Source organism: Serratia sp. LTN-2, from assembly GCF_059740205.1.
Genome location: NZ_JCAXDO010000001.1, coordinates 240,294 through 260,562, shown reverse-complemented (window position 1 = coordinate 260,562; position 20,269 = coordinate 240,294). Strand labels below are relative to the sequence as shown.

General features: G+C 59.6%; 18 protein-coding genes. 14 read left to right on the top strand and 4 right to left on the bottom strand.

All coding sequences use genetic code 11. The features are described 5' to 3' along the window. Positions 1 to 10: 10 nt before the first annotated feature. Together AC6BYQ_RS01175 and AC6BYQ_RS01170 are read left to right on the top strand one after the other, a co-directional pair. A complete protein-coding gene (locus AC6BYQ_RS01175) occupies positions 11 to 730 on the top strand; it encodes a glucosamine-6-phosphate deaminase (RefSeq protein WP_498056153.1) in 720 nt (239 codons plus the stop codon). Between the two features lie 118 nt (positions 731 to 848). Then, positions 849 to 1,151, top strand: a complete 303-nt coding sequence (locus AC6BYQ_RS01170; RefSeq protein ID WP_498056152.1) for a cupin domain-containing protein — start codon at positions 849 to 851, stop codon at positions 1,149 to 1,151. Here AC6BYQ_RS01170 and AC6BYQ_RS01165 read toward each other — a convergent pair. Then, complete coding sequence (locus AC6BYQ_RS01165) at positions 1,148 to 2,230, bottom strand: alpha/beta fold hydrolase (RefSeq protein WP_498056151.1); 1,083 nt, start codon at positions 2,228 to 2,230, stop codon at positions 1,148 to 1,150. The genes AC6BYQ_RS01170 and AC6BYQ_RS01165 overlap by 4 nt on opposite strands. 151 nt (positions 2,231 to 2,381) lie before the next feature. Here AC6BYQ_RS01165 and AC6BYQ_RS01160 point away from each other — a divergent pair, with 151 nt between their 5' ends. Continuing rightward, on the top strand, positions 2,382 to 3,287 hold the full coding sequence (locus tag AC6BYQ_RS01160; protein ID WP_498056150.1) for a LysR family transcriptional regulator: 906 nt from the start codon (positions 2,382 to 2,384) through the stop codon (positions 3,285 to 3,287). A 20-nt stretch (positions 3,288 to 3,307) separates the two neighbouring features. On the opposite strand, the gene AC6BYQ_RS01155 is transcribed toward AC6BYQ_RS01160, so the two are convergent. Beyond that, a complete protein-coding gene (locus tag AC6BYQ_RS01155; RefSeq protein ID WP_498056149.1) occupies positions 3,308 to 3,901 on the bottom strand; it encodes a TetR/AcrR family transcriptional regulator in 594 nt (197 codons plus the stop codon). Between the two features lie 140 nt (positions 3,902 to 4,041). Here AC6BYQ_RS01155 and AC6BYQ_RS01150 point away from each other — a divergent pair, with 140 nt between their 5' ends. The 3 genes from AC6BYQ_RS01150 to AC6BYQ_RS01140 are packed head-to-tail and all read left to right on the top strand — an operon-like array spanning position 4,042 to position 6,908. Continuing rightward, the gene (locus AC6BYQ_RS01150; RefSeq protein WP_498056148.1) at positions 4,042 to 5,097 is read left to right on the top strand and encodes a sugar phosphate isomerase/epimerase family protein; all 1,056 of its coding nucleotides are present in this window, start codon (positions 4,042 to 4,044) and stop codon (positions 5,095 to 5,097) included. A 25-nt stretch (positions 5,098 to 5,122) separates the two neighbouring features. After that, positions 5,123 to 6,016 carry an alpha/beta fold hydrolase gene (locus tag AC6BYQ_RS01145; RefSeq protein ID WP_498056147.1) on the top strand — a complete coding sequence of 298 codons (894 nt, stop codon included), beginning with the start codon at positions 5,123 to 5,125 and terminating at the stop codon, positions 6,014 to 6,016. After that, positions 6,006 to 6,908, top strand: a complete 903-nt coding sequence (locus tag AC6BYQ_RS01140; RefSeq protein WP_435980984.1) for an alpha/beta hydrolase — start codon at positions 6,006 to 6,008, stop codon at positions 6,906 to 6,908. Before AC6BYQ_RS01145 ends, AC6BYQ_RS01140 begins: the two co-directional genes overlap by 11 nt. Positions 6,909 to 7,397: 489 nt before the next feature. Here AC6BYQ_RS01140 and AC6BYQ_RS01135 read toward each other — a convergent pair whose 3' ends face one another. Further along, positions 7,398 to 8,831: an NAD-dependent succinate-semialdehyde dehydrogenase gene (locus tag AC6BYQ_RS01135; RefSeq protein ID WP_198635977.1), complete on the bottom strand. Its 1,434-nt coding sequence runs from the start codon at positions 8,829 to 8,831 to the stop codon at positions 7,398 to 7,400. 197 nt (positions 8,832 to 9,028) lie between these two features. Here AC6BYQ_RS01135 and AC6BYQ_RS01130 point away from each other — a divergent pair, with 197 nt between their 5' ends. Together AC6BYQ_RS01130 and AC6BYQ_RS01125 are read left to right on the top strand one after the other, a co-directional pair. After that, complete coding sequence (locus AC6BYQ_RS01130) at positions 9,029 to 9,856, top strand: AraC family transcriptional regulator (protein WP_019455436.1); 828 nt, start codon at positions 9,029 to 9,031, stop codon at positions 9,854 to 9,856. A 98-nt stretch (positions 9,857 to 9,954) separates the two neighbouring features. After that, positions 9,955 to 10,923, top strand: a complete 969-nt coding sequence (locus AC6BYQ_RS01125) for a DMT family transporter (RefSeq protein WP_019455435.1) — start codon at positions 9,955 to 9,957, stop codon at positions 10,921 to 10,923. A gap of 27 nt (positions 10,924 to 10,950) precedes the next feature. On the opposite strand, the gene fusA is transcribed toward AC6BYQ_RS01125, so the two are convergent. Further along, positions 10,951 to 13,056 carry an elongation factor G gene (gene fusA, locus AC6BYQ_RS01120; protein ID WP_019455434.1) on the bottom strand — a complete coding sequence of 702 codons (2,106 nt, stop codon included), beginning with the start codon at positions 13,054 to 13,056 and terminating at the stop codon, positions 10,951 to 10,953. Positions 13,057 to 13,890: 834 nt separating this feature from the next. Here fusA and tssB point away from each other — a divergent pair. The 6 genes from tssB to hcp are packed head-to-tail and all read left to right on the top strand — an operon-like array spanning position 13,891 to position 20,217. Then, a complete protein-coding gene (gene tssB, locus AC6BYQ_RS01115) occupies positions 13,891 to 14,388 on the top strand; it encodes a type VI secretion system contractile sheath small subunit (protein ID WP_198635975.1) in 498 nt (165 codons plus the stop codon). Positions 14,389 to 14,420: 32 nt separating this feature from the next. Then, on the top strand, positions 14,421 to 15,968 hold the full coding sequence (gene tssC / locus AC6BYQ_RS01110) for a type VI secretion system contractile sheath large subunit (protein ID WP_498056317.1): 1,548 nt from the start codon (positions 14,421 to 14,423) through the stop codon (positions 15,966 to 15,968). 17 nt (positions 15,969 to 15,985) lie between these two features. After that, positions 15,986 to 17,326 (top strand): type VI secretion system baseplate subunit TssK, encoded by a 1,341-nt coding sequence (tssK, locus tag AC6BYQ_RS01105; protein ID WP_498056146.1) that lies wholly within the window; start codon positions 15,986 to 15,988, stop codon positions 17,324 to 17,326. Continuing rightward, entirely contained in the window at positions 17,323 to 18,012 is a 690-nt protein-coding gene (gene tssL, locus AC6BYQ_RS01100; protein ID WP_498056145.1) for a type VI secretion system protein TssL, short form, read from the top strand. The genes tssK and tssL overlap by 4 nt, the downstream gene beginning before the upstream one ends. After that, positions 18,009 to 19,721: an OmpA family protein gene (locus AC6BYQ_RS01095; RefSeq protein WP_498056144.1), complete on the top strand. Its 1,713-nt coding sequence runs from the start codon at positions 18,009 to 18,011 to the stop codon at positions 19,719 to 19,721. The genes tssL and AC6BYQ_RS01095 overlap by 4 nt, the downstream gene beginning before the upstream one ends. A gap of 4 nt (positions 19,722 to 19,725) precedes the next feature. Then, positions 19,726 to 20,217, top strand: a complete 492-nt coding sequence (gene hcp / locus AC6BYQ_RS01090; protein WP_498056143.1) for a type VI secretion system effector Hcp — start codon at positions 19,726 to 19,728, stop codon at positions 20,215 to 20,217. Positions 20,218 to 20,269 lie beyond the last annotated feature (52 nt).

Genomic DNA, 20,269 nt, shown 5'->3' with positions numbered 1-20,269 from the left:
GGAGCAGGGAATGAAACTTGTCGTCGCTAATGATTATCAGGAAATGAGTGAGCTTGCCGCCGGCCTGCTGTTGAGTTATATGATGCGTCCGCAGCGCGTCAATCTGGCTATCACCGCCGGTTCGACGCCCAAACGGATGTATGAGCTGTTGGCCCCGTGCGTCAAGGGTCACGCGGAGTTCGCCAATGCGCATTACTATAATTTCGATGAAATTCCTTACGCCGGTCGGTCGGGCTACGGCGTCACCATGGAGAATCTCCATCGCCTGTTCTTCGGCCCGGCGGCGATCCCCGAGCGGCAACTGCACGTCTTGAATTCGGACAACTACCTCCAGCACGATCGACGTATCGCCGAGGATGGCGGGCTGGACGCGATCGTGATGGGCGTCGGCGCAGACGGCCACTACTGCGGCAATTTGCCGGGCACCACCGCCTTTGAAGACGGCGCCTGCCGGGTGCCGGTTTCCGCCAGGCCGGACCTGGCCGAAATCTTGCTGAAAGAAGTCGGCGGCCGCGCTGAATGGTTGCCCGATCATTACGTGACCCTGGGGCCGGCGAGCGTGATGGCCGCGAAAAAGCTGGTGCTGCTCGTCAACGGTTCACACAAAGCGGGCATCTTGCGGCGCATTATCTGCGGGCCGGTGGAGGCCGAGGTGCCTGCCAGCGTTTTGATGTTGCATCCGGACCTGCTGATTATCGCCGATCGTGAAGCGGCGACGCTGCTGCCGTAAGCGTCCGTCTGGCGCGTTTCGCCTCAGAACCAACGGTCATAACCTGCAACCAAAGCGTCTTTCACTGCGGGGCAGGATCGGGCTAGAGTGCGTTTTTTCATGCACCCGGAGGATTCCGATGCTGTTCGATTTAAATCTGCGGGCCGCCGAACTGCCCGAGGCCTGGCGCTCAAGCGTGTTGGGCCGCGTCGGTGCGGCCAATATCAAAGTGCTGCGTATGGACGCGCGCAGCATTGAGGATGAAGTGCATGATTACAGCGAAGGATTGCTGGTGATCAGCGGCCACCTGCGGCTGCAGGTGGCGGGGGAAGAGGTGGTGGTGCGGGCCGGCCAGCTGTATCAGGCCGCGGCCGGCGTGCCGCACCGCGTGTTGCCGGGCAGCGCAGGCACGCTGGTGATTGTCGACCTGCCGGAGGATTAAGCGCCGTGTTTGGACTGGGGTTGCGCCAGAAATCTGACGACGCCCTGAAGAAAACGTTGTCTGCCGGCGTTATCTCTATCGAGATGGACAAAATGTGTCGCCTCAGGAATGACCAGCTTTTCGGCTAAAGGGGCATCTTTCATGATGGCGTCCATATCTTCAGGCCGGCTCCAAAAATCACGTTCTGAGCGAATAACCAACACGGGAACGGTGGTTAAGGCGGTTGCCGACCACTGTTTTTTGCCCATCGCCAGCTCAAAGCTGTCTGCCATGGCGCCTGTCGGCGCCCTGAAACTGTGTGGCGTTCTGCGCTGCGAGGTGTTATCCGATGCCAGTGCGGCATCGCCGTAAGCGCGTTTCACTGTTTCATCACGCCACTGTGTTTTATCCGCCACGGGTATGCTGCTATCCCAGGCGACAAACAGACTGTCCCGCGTGCTCAGGTTCCAGCCACCAAATTTGGCTGCGTTGAAATGTCCCGGATTTTGAGGATCATCCAGCGGCGATCCCTGGCCCAGCAGCGGATGGTGGGTGGCTCCGCCATAAAGCGTGTTATAGAGCACCAGTCGTTCCACATTCTGTGGGTATTGGGCCGCATAAGCGCCCGCCCAGTGTCCTCCCGTCGCCCATCCCAGGAGGTTAACGCGAGGGGCGCCGCTCCACGCCTGAATAGCCTGCACGGCGTGAGCGATATCGGTCACGGCATCCGCAGTGCGGATTAACGGCGCCGATTGGTCTGGAGGGCTATTCATCGCGGCCGGGCGGCTGGATAGTCCATACCCCCGCAGATCGAGGATGTACACACGAAAGCCTGCTAATGCCAGATCTGCTGCCAGAGAGCCGCCTTTGACAGGCAAATCAAAAGAGGCGAGGCCGGGAACCCGCGCGCCATGAATCAGCAGCACAGGCGGTTGCGGTATCTTGCCTTCAGATTTCAGGCGGACTTCCCTGACATGGAGTTGCCCTCCGTCCGCAAGCACAATGTACCTGTCTGTTCGCTTTATCGGCGCGGAGATTTCATTTTCTTTCGATACAGCCAGTGTGGGTGATGCCGACATCACAAGGAGGGCCAGCAACATATTTAGGCTTCGGTAGGTCAGTGACAACGATCTGAGTATGCTCATTGTTATTTCTGCTCCGCGAATATATACAGAAAGCATCTTCAGGCGGCCTTGCTAGTGTGTCTAATACTATCGTGAGGCTTTCTTAATACGTTTAAGGTATCGCGATATGCTCACCCTGCGTCAGCTTCGCCAGTTTCTTGCTGTTGCGGAGACCATGAATATCAGGAAAGCGGCAGAGCGCCTGCATATGGCTCAGCCGCCCCTTACCGCTGCGATCCGTCATATGGAAGAGGCGTTGGGCACCCGGCTTTTTGAACGAACCAATCGTATAACGGCGCTGACGCCGGCAGGCAAAGTGTTACAGAAAGAAGCGGTTGCGACGCTGATGCAGATGGAAAGGTCGATGTTGCTGACGCGACGCGCCGGTCAGGGAATGACGGGGGCTTTGCGCATCGGTTTTGTAGCCTCCGCCGTCAGACATCTGCTTCCCGAAATAGTCGCCCGTTTTCACTTTTCCTGTCCGCAGGTTGTTCTTGAATTGAAAGAAATGACGACGGCGCGACAGGTTGCGAGCCTTTTGGAGGACACGCTTGATATTGGCATTGCGGTTTTACCTGTTCCTGAATACGCCATACCGAAACTGTCCTGCCATCCATTTTTTAGCTGCCCGCTGATTGCCGTTTTGTCGAGTAAACATCCTGCCGGAACCCGCGGCACTCTGTCGCTTTCTGCCTTGGCCACGGAGCCGTGGGTATTGTTTCCTGAGCAAGAAGGGCCAGGTCTCTATCGCGCTATCATTGAGGCCTGCGAAAAGGCAGGATTTGCTCCTGAGGTTGTTCAGCGAGCCGTGCAGATGGAAACGATAGTCGGCCTTGTTGCTTCGGGATTAGGAGTCAGTCTGGTCCCTGAATTCATGCAAAAAAGCGGCTGGGCAAACGTTTCTTTTTGTCGGCTTAGTGGAGAACAGATCCCGTATCAGGTTGCTTTGATTCATAAGCCGGAAAATACTAATCCTCACGTCGCAGATTTTGTCACAAACGCGGTTCCTTCACCGCCATTCGTGCCCACATAGAAGGCGCGCCTGAGGATCGATCAAACACGGCTATCCAAAGCCGTAAGCGCCACCGTGACCGCGGCCAACAACCGCGCTTGCGTGACGCCGTCACGGGCTTGAATCGACAAGCCGTGAAGGAAGACGGCGAAATAGTCCCCCAGGCTGTCGGCGTCGGTGTCGGCCGGCAGCTCGCCGGTTTGCACCGCCTGGCGCAGCCGTTCGACGATTTGCTGCGTGCGCTGCAGCCGGTGCTCTGCCAGCCAGACTTTTAGCCCGTCGTTTTCTGCGCTGACGCTGGCGGCGGCGGAGACCACCATGCAGCCCTGCGGCAGATCCGGCCGGCTATAGAGCCGCACGGCATCTTCCAGCAGGCGTTTGATCGCCGGCCGAATGCCGCTTTCCTGCGCGAAGGCGCGATCGGCAAAGCCGCCTTCTGCGGTTTCGTAACTGGCGATCGCCTCGCGGAACAGCTGCTCTTTGGAACCAAACGCTTTGTAGATGCGGGCGGAAGCAATGCCCAGCTCCGCCACCAGATCCGACATCGAGGTGCCTTCGTAACCCTGCCGCCAGAATAAGTTTCGCGCCTTCAAGAGTGCCTGTTCGCGATCGAACTCGCGCGGTCTGCCTGCCATTCGCTGCTCCAATTTACCTGCCATTCAGCGACATAGGATCGCTTAAATCGGCGGGAATACCAATGCCTTTATAAATTTCGCTTGCGGTCGCCACGCTTTGCTCCTATTGTTTGCCAATCGACAACCAATAGGAGTTTACGATGAAAACCCTCAAAGGTCCAAGCCTGCATCTCGCGCAATTCAGCGATGACGCGGCGCCGTTCAACAGCCTGCCCGCCATTGCCGAGTGGGCGGCGCAGACCGGTTTTAGCGCGTTGCAGATCCCGGCCTGGGATCGGCGTTTATTCGACGTGGCCACCGCTGCGCAAAGCCAGACCTACTGCGACGATCTGACCGGCATGTTGGCGGAGCATGGGTTGGTGGTCAGCGAACTGACCAGCCATATTTTCGGTCAACTGATGGCGGTGCACCCGGCTTACGATGCGCTGTGCGACAGCTTCGCGCCGCCGACGTTGCACGGCGATGCCAACGCGCGCAGCGAGTGGGCGCGGCAGCAAATGCTGTTGGCGGTAAAAGCCTCGGCGCGGCTCGGGCTCACTGAACTGGGCACTTTTTCCGGTTCGCTGGCCTGGCCCTATCTGTTCCCGTTCCCGCAGCGCCCGGCCGGGCTGATCGACACCGCGTTCGGCGAGCTGGCCAAACGCTGGCTGCCGGTGCTCAACGCCTGCGACGAGCAGGGCATCAACCTGTGCTACGAAATTCACCCGAGTGAAGATCTGCATGACGGCGTGACCTACGAGATGTTTCTGGAACGCGTCGGCCACCACCCACGTTGCCGGGTGCTGTTCGATCCGAGCCACATGGTGTTGCAACAGCTGAACTATCTGGAGTTTATCGATATTTATAAGGACGTTATCGGCATGTTCCACGTCAAGGACGCCGAGTTCAATCCGACCGGTCGGCAGGGCATTTACGGCGGCTATCAATCCTGGACCGATCGCGCCGGCCGCTTCCGCTCGCTGGGCGACGGCCAGGTCGATTTCAACGGCATATTTTCCCGGCTGACGCAGTACGGCTATCAGGGGTGGGCGACACTGGAGTGGGAGTGCTGCCTGAAAAACCCGCAGGACGGCGCGCGCGAAGGCGCGGCCTTCATTCGCGATCGCATCATCCATGTCACCGACAAAGTGTTCGATGACTTCGCCGGTGCGCCGGTCAACCCACAGCAGATCAATGCCTTGCTCGGCATTCGCTGAGCCTAACTCTTCAGGGAGTCACCCCATGAAACAACAAGAAAACGAGATCCTGTTGCAGGATCTCGGGGCGGAACACGTCTATACCCAGGTCAATGGCCAACGTATCCACTGCGTGATAGCCGGTGAAGGGCGGCCGGTGCTGCTGATCCCCGGCTGGCCGCAAACCTGGTACACCTGGCGCCATGTGATGCGTGCCCTGGCAGCGGCCGGTTTTCAGGCGATCGCCGTCGATCCGCCGGGCATCGGCGATTCGGACAGGCCCGTCGGCGGCTATGACACCGGCAGCGTCGGCGCGGCGTTGCACGCGATGATGGCGCAACTGGGCCATGAACGCTACCAACTGGTCGGCCACGACATCGGCATGTGGGTCGGTTATGCCATGGCGAGCGATTTCCCGCAGGCGGTGGAGCGCCTGGTGCTGACGGAGGCGGTAATCCCTGGCCTGGCGCCGCCGCCGCCGATTTTCGTTGCGCCGGAGGAGAACATCTTCCTGTGGCATTTCATGTTCAACCAGCTGGCGGATTTGCCGGAGACCCTGACCCAGGGGCGTGAACGGGAGTATCTCGGTTATATCTTCAACCGCTGGTCCTACCGGCGCGATCGGGTGGCGGCGGAGGTGTATATCGCCGCCTATTCGGCGCCGGGCGGATTGCGTGCCGGATTCGATTATTATCGCGCGATCCCGGAGACCGTTCGCCAGAACCGACTGCGCGCCGTCACGCCCTTGGCGATGCCGGTGCTGACCGTGGGGGCGGAGCACGCCACCGGTGACGCGCCGTTGACGACGTTGCAGGGCAATGCGTGCGATCTGCGGGGTGAAACGGTCGCCGGCTGCGGCCATTTCATCACCGAGGAGTGTCATGAGGCGTTTATCGCACTGATTACGCCGTTCCTGGCGGGAGAGCAGCATGCCGCTTGATGAACGCATCGCCGCTTTTTTGACGGCATCGGCCGACGCACCGCCACCCGCTTCGCTGGCGGAAATGCGGGCGGCCACGGAAACCGGTTTGCGTCAGCTACAGGGCGAGGCGGAACCGAGTGGCGGGGTCAGGGATTTTACGCTGGTTGCCACCGACGGACATCGGATTGCGCTGCGCGCTTATTTTCCAGCCGGGGAAAGGCACGCCGCTGCGCAGCCGGCGATGCTGTTCGCCCACGGCGGCGGCTGGTGCCTCGGTTCGCTGGCGCTGTACGATCGGCCCTGTCAGGCGCTGGCTAACGCCACCGGCCGGGTGATCCTGTCGGTCGATTATCGGCTGGCGCCGGAGTTTCCTTTTCCGCAGCCGCTGGAAGATGTCTATCAGGCGCTCTGTTGGGCTGCGCAACAGGCGCCGCAGTTAGGGATTGACGCTGAGCGCCTGGCGGTGGGCGGCGACAGCGCCGGGGGCAATCTGGCGGCGGCGGTTGCGCAGCTGGCGCGGGATCGTGGCGGCCCGCACATTGAACGTCAGCTGCTGCTGTATCCGGCGCTCAGCCGCGAGATGGCGACGACCAGCTATCGTGAGTTCGCCGAAGGGCACTTTCTGACGCGCGACGCGATGGTATTTTGTTGGCAGCAGTATCTGGCCCAGCGACGCGAACCCTACGGCGAACCGCTGCATGCCGCCACGCTGCGCGGGTTGCCGCCGGCCACCATCCTGAGCTGCGAATATGATCCGCTACGCGATGAGGCCGAGCAGTATGCGCAGCGGCTGCGCGAGGCAGGCGTGCCGGTACGCTGCGAACGATTGCCGGGCCTGGTGCATGCCTGCATTCACATGCTGGGGCTGACCCCGGCGGCACGACGGCTGTTCGAGCTGGCTTGCGAGTAAAAAGTTCACGCTAAGATGCGATGAACCATTCTTATCCCATTCGTTTGATGTTGCGTTATGAAAAGCAATAAAAATAGTGAGATAAGCAGGGTGTTGGGCACCCTTGAAGACGCCGAACGCAGGCATAGCGCATTAGGAGAAACCGCCATGGACGGCGGTTTCAGGTGAGACAGGCAGGGACGCCTGTCGCAACCGGCCTCAATGCGGTATGGCGGAGAGAGGACAAATCTGCCTGGAGCATATTTGAACGCTGCTTGCAGCGGCCCCGAAGGGGCGAGGCCCAGGGATGGGCTGAGTAACGTTGGCAAAGCCAACCGTCTGATAGGGCAAAGGCGCGGGTTGCCAGGGGCCGCGCCTTCGGCCCCTGGCTCGGTCGAGGCGTATGAGCCTCATGGCGCATCTCACCTTTATCGACCGAAAACTGCACAAATACGTTCAGAAAAACGCTAACTAACCAGCATTACTCGCACTTATTCATCAGACACGAGATTAACGGCCGGCGACGGTGACGAAGCGGGTTTCCAGGTAGGACTCGATCGCTTCGCTGCCGCCTTCAGTGCCGTGGCCGGAGTCTTTCACGCCGCCAAACGGCGTTTCCGGCAGGCCGAAACCGATGTGGTTGATGCTCAGCATGCCGCTCTCCACGTCGCGCCCCAGCGCATTGACGGTGGCGATGTTGCGGCTGTAAGCGTAGGCGGCCAGCCCGTACGGCAGGCGGTTGGCTTCGGCGATCGCCTCGTCATAGGTGGCGAACGGACGCAGCAGGGCGACCGGGCCAAACGGCTCTTCCGACATGGCGCGTGCGCTCAGCGGCACGTCGCGCAGCACCGTCGGCTCGAAGAAGTTGCCTTTGCCCGCCACGCGCTTGCCGCCGGTGCAAGCTTTCGCTCCGTGGGCGATGGCGTCCTGCACCAGCGCTTCGATATTGTCGACGCTGCGGCCCAGCACCATCGGCCCCATCGTCACGCCGTCTTCCAGCCCGTTGCCGAGTTTGAGTTCACGCACCGCGGCGGTGAATTTCTCCACGAAGGCCTCATAAACGCCTTGCTGGATCAGGAAACGGGTCGGGGCGATACAGACCTGGCCGGCGTTGCGGAACTTCGACTGCGCCAGCTCTTTGGCCGCCGCGTCGAGATCGGCGTCGTCGAAGACCAGCACCGGCGCATGACCGCCCAGTTCCATGGTGGCCTTTTTCATATGCTGGCCGGCCAACGCCGCCAGATGTTTGCCCACGCGGGTGGAGCCGGTGAAGGAGATCTTGCGAATGGTCGGATGCGGGATCAGGTATTCCGAGATTTCCGCCGGGGTGCCGTACACCAGCGCGATCACCCCGGCAGGAATACCGGCGTCGGCGAAGGCTTTAATCAGCTCAGCCGGGGAGGCCGGGGTTTCTTCCGGGCCTTTGACGATGATGGAACAACCCGCCGCCAGCGCGGCGGACAGCTTGCGCACGATCTGGTTGATCGGGAAGTTCCACGGCGTGAAGGCGGCCACCGGGCCGACCGGCAGCTTGAGGGTTTGCTGCTGCACGTCGCGGGCGCGGGACGGAATGATCTGCCCGTAGGTGCGGGTGGCTTCGCCGGCGAACCAGTCGATGACATCGGCGGCGTTGAGAATTTCAATTTTGGCCTGCGCCACCGGTTTGCCCTGTTCCTGCGTCATGATGGCGGCGATGGCGTTGGCGCGTTCGCGCAGCAGCGCAGCGGCTTTGCGCATCAGGTTGGCGCGCTGGTGCGCGGCGGTGTCGCGCCAGAGGTTAAATCCGCGCTCGGTGGCGGCCAGCGCCAGATCGAGATCCGCTGTGGCGGCGTGCGCCACTTGACCGATGACCTCGTCGGTGGCGGGGTTGGTGACCGGCAAGGTTTTCCCGGCCAGCGCGTTGCGCCATTGTCCGTCGATATACAGTTGAGTATCCGGATACATTGTTGCCTCTTGTTTGCGGAGTGTCAGGGGCCGATGAGCTTCGCGATGCGGCACGCCTGAATGGGACAGGGACCTTTAACCCTACGCCGAATGGCGGCGATCGTCCAGGCAAGGGGCACGAAAGGACCAGGGCAGCTACTCAATCGGCGATGTTTTGGCTATGCTGAGCAGATTGTCAACACGGACGAGGAGGTCGGGTGCAAGGGGTTCCACAACAGTTTCCGTTCGAGAAGGATTGCGCGCAGTTTCGGCATTTGTCGCATCTGCCCGGCGTCGAACTCTATCAGGCGCACATTGAGCGCTATGCCTTCGAGCCGCATACCCATGACGCCTTCGCCATCGGCACCGTGGATACCGGAGCCGAGCGTTTCCGCTATCGCGGCGCGCAGCATTTGGCGGCGCCTGGGGCGTTGGTGCTGATGAACCCGGACGAGCTGCACACCGGCGAAGCCGAAACGCCGGGCGGTTGGTGTTACCGCATGCTCTATCTGGCGCCCGAGGCGCTGGAGCAGCTGTCCGGCGATCGGAGCCAGTGGTTTACCGATGCGGTGCGCCACGATCCGCGGGCGGCGCAGCGTCTGTCGGTCATTCTCGCCGCGCTGTGGCAAACCGAGGATCCGCTTACGCTCGACGGCCTGCTGCTGGAGGCGGTCGAGTTGCTGCAACCGCATATCCGCACCGGGCAACGACACAAAGCCGAGGCGGCGCACCGGTTCGACGTGGTGAAAAGCTACCTGCACGATAATTACGCCGAGGCCGTAACCCTCCACCAACTGGCCGATCTGGTCTCGCTCAGCCCCTACCATTTCCAGCGCAAGTTCAAGGCCGAATATCACGTCTCGCCGCAGCAGATGCTGATGGCGATCCGGCTGTCGCAGGCCAAACGCATGCTGGAGCGCGGCATGCCCGCCGCTCAGGTGGCGGCGGCGGCGGGGTTGACCGATCAGGCACATCTGACGCGCGCGTTCGCCAACCGTTACGGCGTCACGCCGGTGCGCTTCCAGAAACAGGTGAAATTGGGCTAAAACAGCAACCTGCTACAATCATTCCTCCCCGCGTTCTCGCTACTCTGCCGCTGTCTTGTCGGGCGGGTTGGCCGCACCGGCCGTTTGTCGGAGTCATTATGTTCATTGGCGTTGTATTTGCTCTGGCCGCCGGGCTGATGTGGGGCCTGATTTTCGTCGGCCCGCTGCTGGTGCCGGATTATCCCGCCGCGTTGCAGTCTACCGGGCGCTATCTGGCCTTTGGGCTGATCACCTTGCCGCTGGCCTGGTTCGATCGCCGTCGCCTGCGCAAGCTGCGGCGCCAGGATTGGCTGGAGGCGCTCAAGCTGACGGCCATCGGCAATCTGCTGTACTACCTGTGTTTAGCCAGCGCCATTCAGCGCACCGGCGCACCGGTCTCGACCATGATCATCGGCACTTTGCCGGTGGTGATCGCCATCTGCGCCAACCTGTTTTACGGCCGGCATGACGGGCGGCTGGCCTGGGGCAAACTGGCGCCGGCGCTGCTGTTGATCGTCTGCGGGTTGGCGTGCGTGAACGTCGCCGAGCTGAGCAGCAACGCGCAAACGATCGACGGCTGGCGTTATCTCAGCGGCCTCGGGCTGGCGTTGCTGGCGGTAGCGTGCTGGACCTGGTTCCCGCTGCGGAATTCACGCTGGCTGCGGGAGAATCCGACGCAGCGGCCGGCCACCTGGGCCACGGCGCAGGGGCTGGCGACGTTGCCGCTGGCGCTGCTGGGCTATCTGGCGGTCTGCGGCCAGCTGGCGCTGAGCGAACCGGCGTTCGCCTTGCCGTTCGGCCCGCGCCCCGAGGTGTTTATTCCGCTGATGCTGATCATCGGCGTGTTCTGCTCCTGGCTGGGGGCGCTGTGCTGGAACGAAGCCAGCCAGCGGCTGCCGACGGTGTTGGTGGGGCCGCTCATCGTGTTCGAAATTTTGGCGGGGTTGGCCTATACCTTTCTGCTGCGCCAGACCTGGCCGCCGCTGCTGACGCTGGCCGGCATTGTCTGCCTGATCGCCGGAGTGGTGTACGCCATGCGCATCAAACCGCAGCCGATGGTGGTGGCGCTGGAGGAAAAGCAGGGGTGACGCCCGTCATGAAGGCGGGCGTGAGGATTAACGCTTGCTGTGGTGAATGATCTCTTCGGCCACGTTGCGCGGCGCTTCGGCGTAGTGGCTGAATTCCATGGTGTAGGTGGCACGGCCCTGCGACATCGAACGCAGGGTGGTCGAGTAACCGAACATCTCGGAAAGCGGCACCTTGGCGCGGATCTCCTTGCCGCCGCCGCCCGGGATCTCTTCCATGCCCTGCACCAGCCCACGGCGTGAGGAGAGGTCGCCCATCACGTTGCCGGCGTAATCCTCCGGCGTTTCCACCTCCACCGACATGATGGGTTCCAGGATCACCGGATCTGCCAGGCGGCAGGCTTCCTTGAAACCGAAGATCGCCGCCATGCGAAACGCCTGTTCCGACGAGTCGACGTCATGGTAAGAACCGAAGGTCAGGTGCACCTTGACGTCCACTACCTGGTAACCGGCCAGCACGCCGTTGTTCAGCGCCTCGAGCACGCCTTTTTTCACCGCCGGGATAAACTCGCCCGGAATGACGCCGCCCTTGATCTCATCGAAGAACTCGAAGCCCTTGCCGGGTTCGTTCGGCTCGACGGTCAGCACCACGTGGCCGTATTGCCCCTTGCCGCCGGACTGGCGCACGAACTTGCCTTCCACGTCGGCCACCCGTTTGCGGATGGTTTCGCGGTACGACACCTGCGGCTTGCCGGTGGTGGTCTCCACCCCGAATTCGCGGCGCATGCGATCGACGATAATCTCCAGGTGCAGCTCGCCCATGCCGTAGATGATGGTCTGGCCGGACTCTTCATCGGTGCGCACACGGAACGACGGATCCTCTGAAGAGAGGCGTTGCAGCGCGATGCCCATTTTCTCCTGGTCGCCCTTGGTCTTCGGCTCGATCGCCTGGGCGATCACCGGTTCAGGGAAGGTCATGCGCTCCAGCGTGATGATGGCGCCGGGATCGCACAGCGTATCGCCGGTGGTGACGTCCTTCAGGCCGACGCAGGCGGCGATGTCGCCGGCGTGCAGTTCGTCGATGTCCTTACGATCGTTGGCGTGCATCTGCACGATGCGACCGATACGCTCCTTTTTGCCCTTGATCGGGTTGTAAACGCTGCTGCCTTTGGCCAGCACCCCAGAGTAGACGCGCACGAAGGTCAGCTGGCCGACGAACGGATCGGTCATCAGTTTGAACGCCAACGCCGAGAATTTCTCGTTGTCGTCGGCTTTGCGGGTGATGATTTCATCGTGTTCGCCGTGGCCTTCCATCGGCGGCACGTCGAGCGGCGAGGGCATCAGTTCGATCACCGCGTCCAGCATGCGCTGGACCCCTTTGTTGCGGAACGCCGAGCCGCACAGCATCGGCTGGATTTCACCGGCGACGGTGCGCACCCGCAGCCCGTGAACGATCTCCTCTTCACTCAGCGGCACCTGATTGAGGTATTTCTCCATCAATTCTTCCGAAGCTTCGGCGGCGGCCTCAATCATGTTTTCACGCCATTCCTGCGCCGAGTCGCGCAGGTCGGCCGGGATCTCTTCGAAGCTGAAGTTCATGCCCTGCGAGGCCTCGTCCCACAGAATGGCCTTCATCCGCACCAAATCCACCACGCCGCTGAAGTGATCTTCGGCGCCAATCGGGATAACGATCGGCACCGGGTTGGCTTTCAGGCGCTCGATCATCATTTTGCGCACGCGGAAAAAGTCCGCGCCGATGCGGTCCATCTTGTTAACGAACGCCAGCCGCGGCACTTTGTATTTGTTGGCCTGGCGCCAGACGGTTTCCGACTGCGGCTGCACGCCGCCCACCGAGTCGTAAACCATCACGGCGCCGTCCAGCACGCGCATCGAGCGCTCCACTTCAATGGTGAAATCGACGTGCCCGGGGGTGTCGATGATATTGATGCGGTGCTGCGGATAATTATGCTGCATGCCGTTCCAGAAGCAGGTCGTGGCCGCCGAGGTGATGGTGATGCCGCGTTCCTGTTCCTGCGCCATCCAGTCCATGGTCGCCGCGCCGTCATGCACTTCACCCAGCTTGTGGCTGACCCCGGTGTAAAACAGAATCCGCTCGGTGGTGGTGGTCTTGCCGGCATCGATGTGCGCGGAGATGCCGATATTGCGGTAACGTTCGATAGGGGTGGTGCGAGCCATAATCAACCTTTCTTAGCCGCGTGAAGGAGAGCGGCTTAAACAGCATGGATAATGGTGATAATCCTCATAGGGTTATCTGCCGGATCGCAGAGCCTTGCTCTGGTCACAAACTAATCGTAGTTGAAGGCGTTGGTTTTTTTAAGCGATGGCTGTGATAGATGAAAGTTTGCGCGCGTGCGGCGCTGGCGAAGGAAAGGGCGACATCGTGGAAATACAAAACAATCAATGAAATCCAGCGGAAATTTTCAGAATTAAATGCGTCAGATATATCAGTAATATTTACGACGATAAGAAAGTATAATTTAAATGAATAATAAAAAAGTGAAAATTCAGGTATGGCGACAACTTTTTATAGACCTTAGTAACAACCGAGATCTCATTTTTGATAAAAATAAAAAATCAGACATCTCACACAACTGACGTTATTTTTCGCGCCCTCAAACCTTACGTTGAGCCGATCAATTTTCGCACGGCCTTGCCCCATAAGGCTTGAAGAGGGTGATGCAGGAAAGTTCTTATAAATCATAATTATGATCTTTTTTTGTTAAATCCACTTAATGTAAAATTTTGTTACATATTTTTGTTTTTACTCGCTTAGCTAATGTTTTTACACTCCCCATTTGTAGGTGTTTACCCGAGTTTTTTATTTCAGATAAGCGCCCAAAAATACCGTGTCAGCCCGCTAGTGAATGGAATGCGCTTGCTTTTTCACCCTGAGATTTTAATTCGCGTCGGATGACGTGATTCGGGGTATTGTTCTGGCAGTATTAGCCTTTCTTATTTATTTCTCACTGGCATTGACTGTATCTATTAATTTATAGCGCAGGGACAGCCATGTCTAATTCTTATCAGTCCGAGATCCCCAAGGCTCGCGTCAACATTAAACTCGATCTGCACACCGGCGGTGCTCAGAAAAAGGTCGAACTCCCCCTTAAGCTGCTGGTCGTGGGGGATTACGGCAACGGTAATGAGCAGCGTACCGTGTCTGAGCGTGAAAAGATCAATATTAATAAAAACAATTTTGACAGCGTATTGGCCGAATTTTCTCCCAACGTGAATCTCACGGTTGAAAACACCCTGGCCGGTGACGGCAGTGAAGAAAGCGTCAGCCTGGCCTTCCGTGAAATGAGTGACTTCACGCCGGAGCAGGTTGCCCGGCAAATTCCGCAGCTTAAAGCCATGCTGGCTATGCGCAATCTCCTGCGTGACCTCAAAGCCAACCTGCTGGACAACCAGGCCTTCCGCAAAGAGCTGGAAAAAATCCTGCTCGACCCGATGCTCAGCGCTGAACTGCGCAATGAGCTGTCTGCGCTGGCGCCGAAGCAGCCATAACGGTCGCGATATTTAACGGATTAATGAAGGAAATGCTGATGTCTGTAAAAAATGAGAATGCCGTGGGTGGCGAAAGCATCGTGTTGGAACGGTCGCAAGCCGGAGGCGTGTATACCTCCCTGTTTGAAAAAATCAACCTGAGCCCAGTGTCTGAGCTGAGTGCGCTGGATATCTGGCAGGATGCGCAAGCGATGTCGGATGCGACGGCGGATGAGCGTTTGACGGCCGGTATGCAGGTATTTTTGGAATGTCTGACCAAAGCAGGCTCAAAAGTTGAGAAACTCGACAAAAACCTGATTGACCATCATATCGCGGAGCTGGATCACCAGATTAGTCGCCAGCTGGATGCGGTGATGCACCATGAGGACTTTCAGGCGGTGGAAAGTCTCTGGCGTGGCCTGAAGTCTTTGGTTGATAAAACCGATTTTCGTCAGAACGTCAAAATCGAACTGCTTGACCTGTCAAAAGAGGACTTGCGTCAGGACTTTGAAGACGCACCGGAGATCATTCAGAGCGGATTATACCAACACACCTATACCGCAGAATACGATTCTCCGGGAGGAGAGCCGATTGCCGCGCTGATTTCCGCATACGAGTTTGATGCATCTGCGCAGGATGTGGCGTTGTTGCGCAATATATCGAAAGTGTCTGCCGCCGCCCATATGCCGTTTATCGGCTCGGCAGGGCCGGCATTCTTCCTCAAGGACTCGATGGAAGACGTCGCTGCGATTAAAGATATCGGCAATTACTTTGACCGCGCCGAGTACATCAAGTGGAAAGCCTTCCGCGAGACCGATGATGCCCGCTATATCGGCCTGGTGATGCCACGTGTCCTGGGGCGCTTGCCCTATGGCCCGGATACCGTACCGGTACGCAGCTTCAACTATGTGGAAGAGGTTAAGGGTCCGGATCACGGCAAATACCTGTGGACCAATGCGTCGTTTTCCTTTGCCGCCAACATGGTGCGCAGCTTTATCAACAACGGCTGGTGCGTACAAATCCGTGGCCCGCAGGCGGGTGGGGCAGTCAAAGACTTGCCTATCCATCTGTATGACCTCGGTACCGGTAGCCAGGTGAAGATCCCGTCTGAAGTGATGATCCCGGAGACGCGCGAATTTGAGTTCGCTAACCTGGGATTCATTCCACTTAGCTATTACAAAAACCGCGACTATGCGTGCTTTTTCAGCGCCAACTCCGCGCAGAAGCCGGCCCTGTACGATACCGCCGATGCGACAGCTAACAGCCGTATCAACGCTCGCCTGCCGTATATCTTCCTGCTGTCACGCATCGCGCACTATCTGAAGCTTATCCAGCGTGAAAACATCGGCACCACCAAAGACCGCCGTCTGCTGGAGCTGGAGCTTAACACCTGGGTGAGCGGTCTGGTGACAGAAATGACCGATCCGGGCGACGAGTTGCAGGCCTCCCACCCGCTGCGGGACGCGAAAGTGGTGGTAGAGGATATCGAAGACAACCCGGGTTTCTTCCGCGTGAAGCTGTATGCGGTGCCGCATTTCCAGGTGGAAGGCATGGACGTCAACCTGTCGTTGGTTTCCCAGATGCCGAAGGCGAAAGCATAACCCAGGGCAGGATGCCGATGAAAACGGAACAACCGTTATGGGGCAGGGGCATTATGGTCTCGCCTCAGCACTTCCAGCAACAGGTCGCGTATGCGGCCTGGTCTGCGGAATGTATCGCCCAGATGGGGCTCTCTCATCCCTGGGGGGTCATTGATGCCGCTTTCGAGCCTGATATGTTGAAGCTTGGGCGCCTTCAGGCCCGTAGTCTGCAGGTCCGGTTTCAGGACGGCACGCTGATTGATACCGACAATGTTGATGCGCTGCCGCCGGCGCTGTCGCTTGAGAACGAATCGCATGATGTAGCGATCGTTCTCGCACTTCCGCTGCTGCGGGCGAATGGCGGCAACTGCCTGAAACCTGATGAGGAGGCGGAGCGGCCGGTGCGTTATCGCCAGCGTTGGCGCGATATCCGCAACGCTTTTGGGGACGATACCCGCCAGATTGCGGTGATGCAACCAGAGCTGACGCTGCGGTTTGCCCATCAAAACAACAGCGATTACCTGAGCTGTCCGGTTGCCCGCCTGCAGCAGGATTCGCAGGGGGGCTGGGCGCTTGATGAGACGTTTCTCCCGCCTCTCCTGAGCATTCAAGGAAGCCGCTGGCTGGTCACCCAGCTTGAGCAACTGATGATCCAGTTGCGCGCCCGTTTGGGGCGCCTGATGGCGATGCGCCGCGAAAGCAACGAGCGCATGGCCGATTTCGCCGTGGCCGACGTGTCCTTGTTCTGGTTGCTCAATGCCCTGAACAGTGCCGAACCCGTGCTTGGGCAGTTTCAGCGCCACCCGCAAAGCCCGCCAGAGCGCCTTTATCCGGAGCTGGCCCGGCTGGCCGGCAGCCTGCTGACGTTCTCACTGGAGCATCAGGTGAGTGCGATTCCCGCCTGGCAGCATGAGCAACTCAATACGGTGCTTCCGCCGCTGTTTGATTTGCTCGGTGACCTGCTCGAAGCCAGCCTGCCGTCGCGGGTGGTGGCGCTGGAGCTGGACTATGATTCACGGCTGCACTTCTGGCAGGCCCGCCTGCATGACCCCCGTTTGCGCGAGGGGGCCGATTACTACCTCTCCGTGCGTTCACCTATGCCGGTGGCGCAGCTGCAGGAGCAGTTCCCGCGCCAGTGCAAAGTGGGCAGTCCGGACCATGTCCGGGGCATTGTCAACTCTTCGCGGGTCGGGGTGCCGCTGACGCCGTTGCGTCATGTACCGGCGGCCATTCCGCTGCGTCTGGAAAATCAGTATTTCAGCCTCGATCTCTCCCATCCGCTGGCGGCCGACATGCTCCAGAGCGGCACCTGTATGTTTTACGTTCCTGGGATGCTCGGCGAGCCTGAACTTGAACTCTTTGCGGTATTGAGAACATGAGTGAGCGTAAACGCGGCGCCGCCGCGTCTATTGATATCGATGCGTTGCTGCAGGACACCTGGCTGCAGGCGATCAGCTTGCGCCACGGCCCGCAGTTCCAGGAGGGTGAAGGGCGGATCCTGTGGGAGCGCTGTATCGCCGATGTGGAGCGCGTACAGCGTGAACTGAAAGCGAGCGAACTCGATGAGGCCAGTTGTCTGCACATCATGACTGCGCAGTGTGCCCTGATTGATGAGGCGGTTAAAGGCCGCGGTGTGGAGGATGACGCCTGCGTGCAGTGGTATGACATTCCGCTGCAAGGGCACTTCCTCGGCACTATGGATGCCGGCGATACGCTGTGCGAGCGGATGCGCGATGTACTGCGGGATCCGGCTCCGGACTTGGCTGTGCTGACCTGTTTTCAGCGGGTGATGATGCTCGGCTTCCTGGGAAATTTCCACTCCCTGAACTCCCCGGAACGCCAGAAACTCGTGGCTGCCCTGAGCGAACAGGTGGCTCCGTTCGGCTATCCGCAGACCCATCCTGTACTGGCAGAAAACCGTACCGGCCGGCGCCTGGGCGGCTGGCTGGATGCCTGGCCTGTGCGCATTGGTCTGAGCGTAATGGCGGTTGTCGCGCTCTGGTGGGGGCTGGACCACTGGCTCGATCTGACGTTGCGGACGCTGCTGCCGGGAGTGGTGAAATGAGTCCTGCACAACGGCGTGGTCTGGCGTTATGGGCCGCCCTGCTGAGTGCCGCGGTATGCCTGGCTCTTTTGCCGGTATCCCGGTTGGTTTCTGTTCTCGCCCTGTTGGCGATGTTGGGGCTCATCATGGCGTTCTGGTTCGTCGCCAGTCGTCGTGAGGAACATGATGCCAACCTGTGTCTGGCTGCCCTCCCGGAGGCCGCTTACCGTCAACCCGTGGTGTTGGTCTGTGGCGATCTGCCGCTGGCCTGGCCGCACCCGTCACCGGTGCTCACCGTCACGCAGGGGTGCTGGATCCGCGTGGAGCATGCTCATGACCTGGAGCAGGCGGCTCGTCAGGTGCTGTGGCAGCGGCCTGAGTGGGGGGCTCAGCTGTCAGTAATGGTCAGCGTCTGTCCGCAGAAACATGCTGACAGTGAGCGGCTTACCAGCCGTCTGTTGGCCCTGCGTTGGCAAATCAGCCAACTGCGTAAGGAAACCGGACATTCTGTGCCGCTGGTTCTGAATGGTCAAATCGGCAGCGCGATGACGAATGACATGTTGTGGCAGGCCGCTCTTCCGGGAGAAGCGGTGAGGGTCTGGCGCGCGTCTTCTGCGCCTGGCTCAATCGCTGCATGGGTGACCACCGGCGGAACGCCTGCGATGCAGCAACAGCTACTGATGAATTGCCTGATGAGCTGGTTCCATCAGCACGTCAACGCTGTCTTTACGGATGAGAACCCCGAGGTTCCGGCCATTGCACCCGCCGCAGTGTTGTGGGGAATGGGGCCGATCCTGGCCGGCAGCCTGGCGACATCGGCCTGGACGGTGTGGCTTTCTCGCCTTACCGCCATGCAGCAGGTGGCAGGTTGGCAGCCAGTGGGTACGGACAGTACGGTTATTTCACCGCTTCCGGATTTCATTCTGCCGCTGTTGCCTGAAGGGCAGGGATTGACCTCTCGGGGGCGTGCCTGGCGCTGCGCGCTCGGCATCTTCACCCTGGCGGCCATTGCTGCGCTGCTCAGCAGTGGCTGGAACAATCGCCAGCTGCTGCAGCGTGTGAGCTTCGATATTGCCCGCTATGACCGTATCCCGATGCATGATTTCGGACCAAAAGCCGACGCCGTTGCCGTCTTGCGTGGCGATGCGGCACAGCTGGATGAGCATACACGCAATGGCGTACCGCTCCGAATGAGTTTCGGTTTATACCAGGGCGAGCGTCTGCGCATGCCGGTGCTGGATGCTATCCGCTCGTATACGCCCCCGCCAGCGCCGCCTGAGCCGCAGCTAAAACTCAAGCCGGCGCCGAGAATTGTGCGGCTTGACAGCATGTCGCTGTTCGACTCCGGCAAATTCGTGCTGAAAGTAGGATCCACCAAAATGCTGGTGCATTCGCTGGTCGGCATCAAAGCGAAACCGGGTTGGCTGATTGTCGTGTCCGGCCATACCGACAACACCGGCAATCTGCCACTGAACCAGACTCTGTCACTGAAACGTGCCGAAGCGGTGCGTGACTGGATGCGTGACACCGGCGACGTGCCGGAAAGCTGTTTTGCGGTGCAGGGCTATGGCGAAAGCCGTCCTGTCGCAACCAACGACACCCCGGAGGGCCGTGCGCTTAACCGCCGTGTCGAAATCAGTCTGGTACCGCAGGTCAATGCCTGTCAGATACCCGGCAAACACCCGGCGCCCTCTCAGGATGATGGCGCATCACAACACAATGGAGAGTAACCCCATGGCAATTCCTGTTTATCTTTGGCTGAAGGACGACGGCGGCGCGGGCATTAAAGGGTCGGTAGACGTTCAGGACCGTGAAGGCAGCATCGAAGTAGTGGCGCAGGAGCATAACCTGTACATCCCGACCGATAACAATACCGGCAAACTGACCGGCACCCGTATCCACACCCCATTCCTGTTCACCAAGGAAATCGATGCCTCCAGCCCGTATTTGTACAAGGCGGTGACCACCGGTCAGACCCTCAAGTCTGCGGAGTTCAAGTGGTACAAAATCAACGACGCAGGCCAGGAGGTGGAGTACTTCAACACCAAACTGGAAAACGTGAAAGTGGTGAAAGTGAACCCTGTGATGCACGACATCAAGGATCCTGCTTACGAGAAGCATAACCACCTTGAGCAGATCGAGCTGCGTTACGAAAAAATCACCTGGACTTACAAAGACGGCAACATCATTCATTCCGACTCCTGGAATGAACGCGCCACTGCCTAAGTCGCCAGCGGGCAGAGCTTCTCTGTCCGCTTTTCTTTTTTGCTGAGCGCCT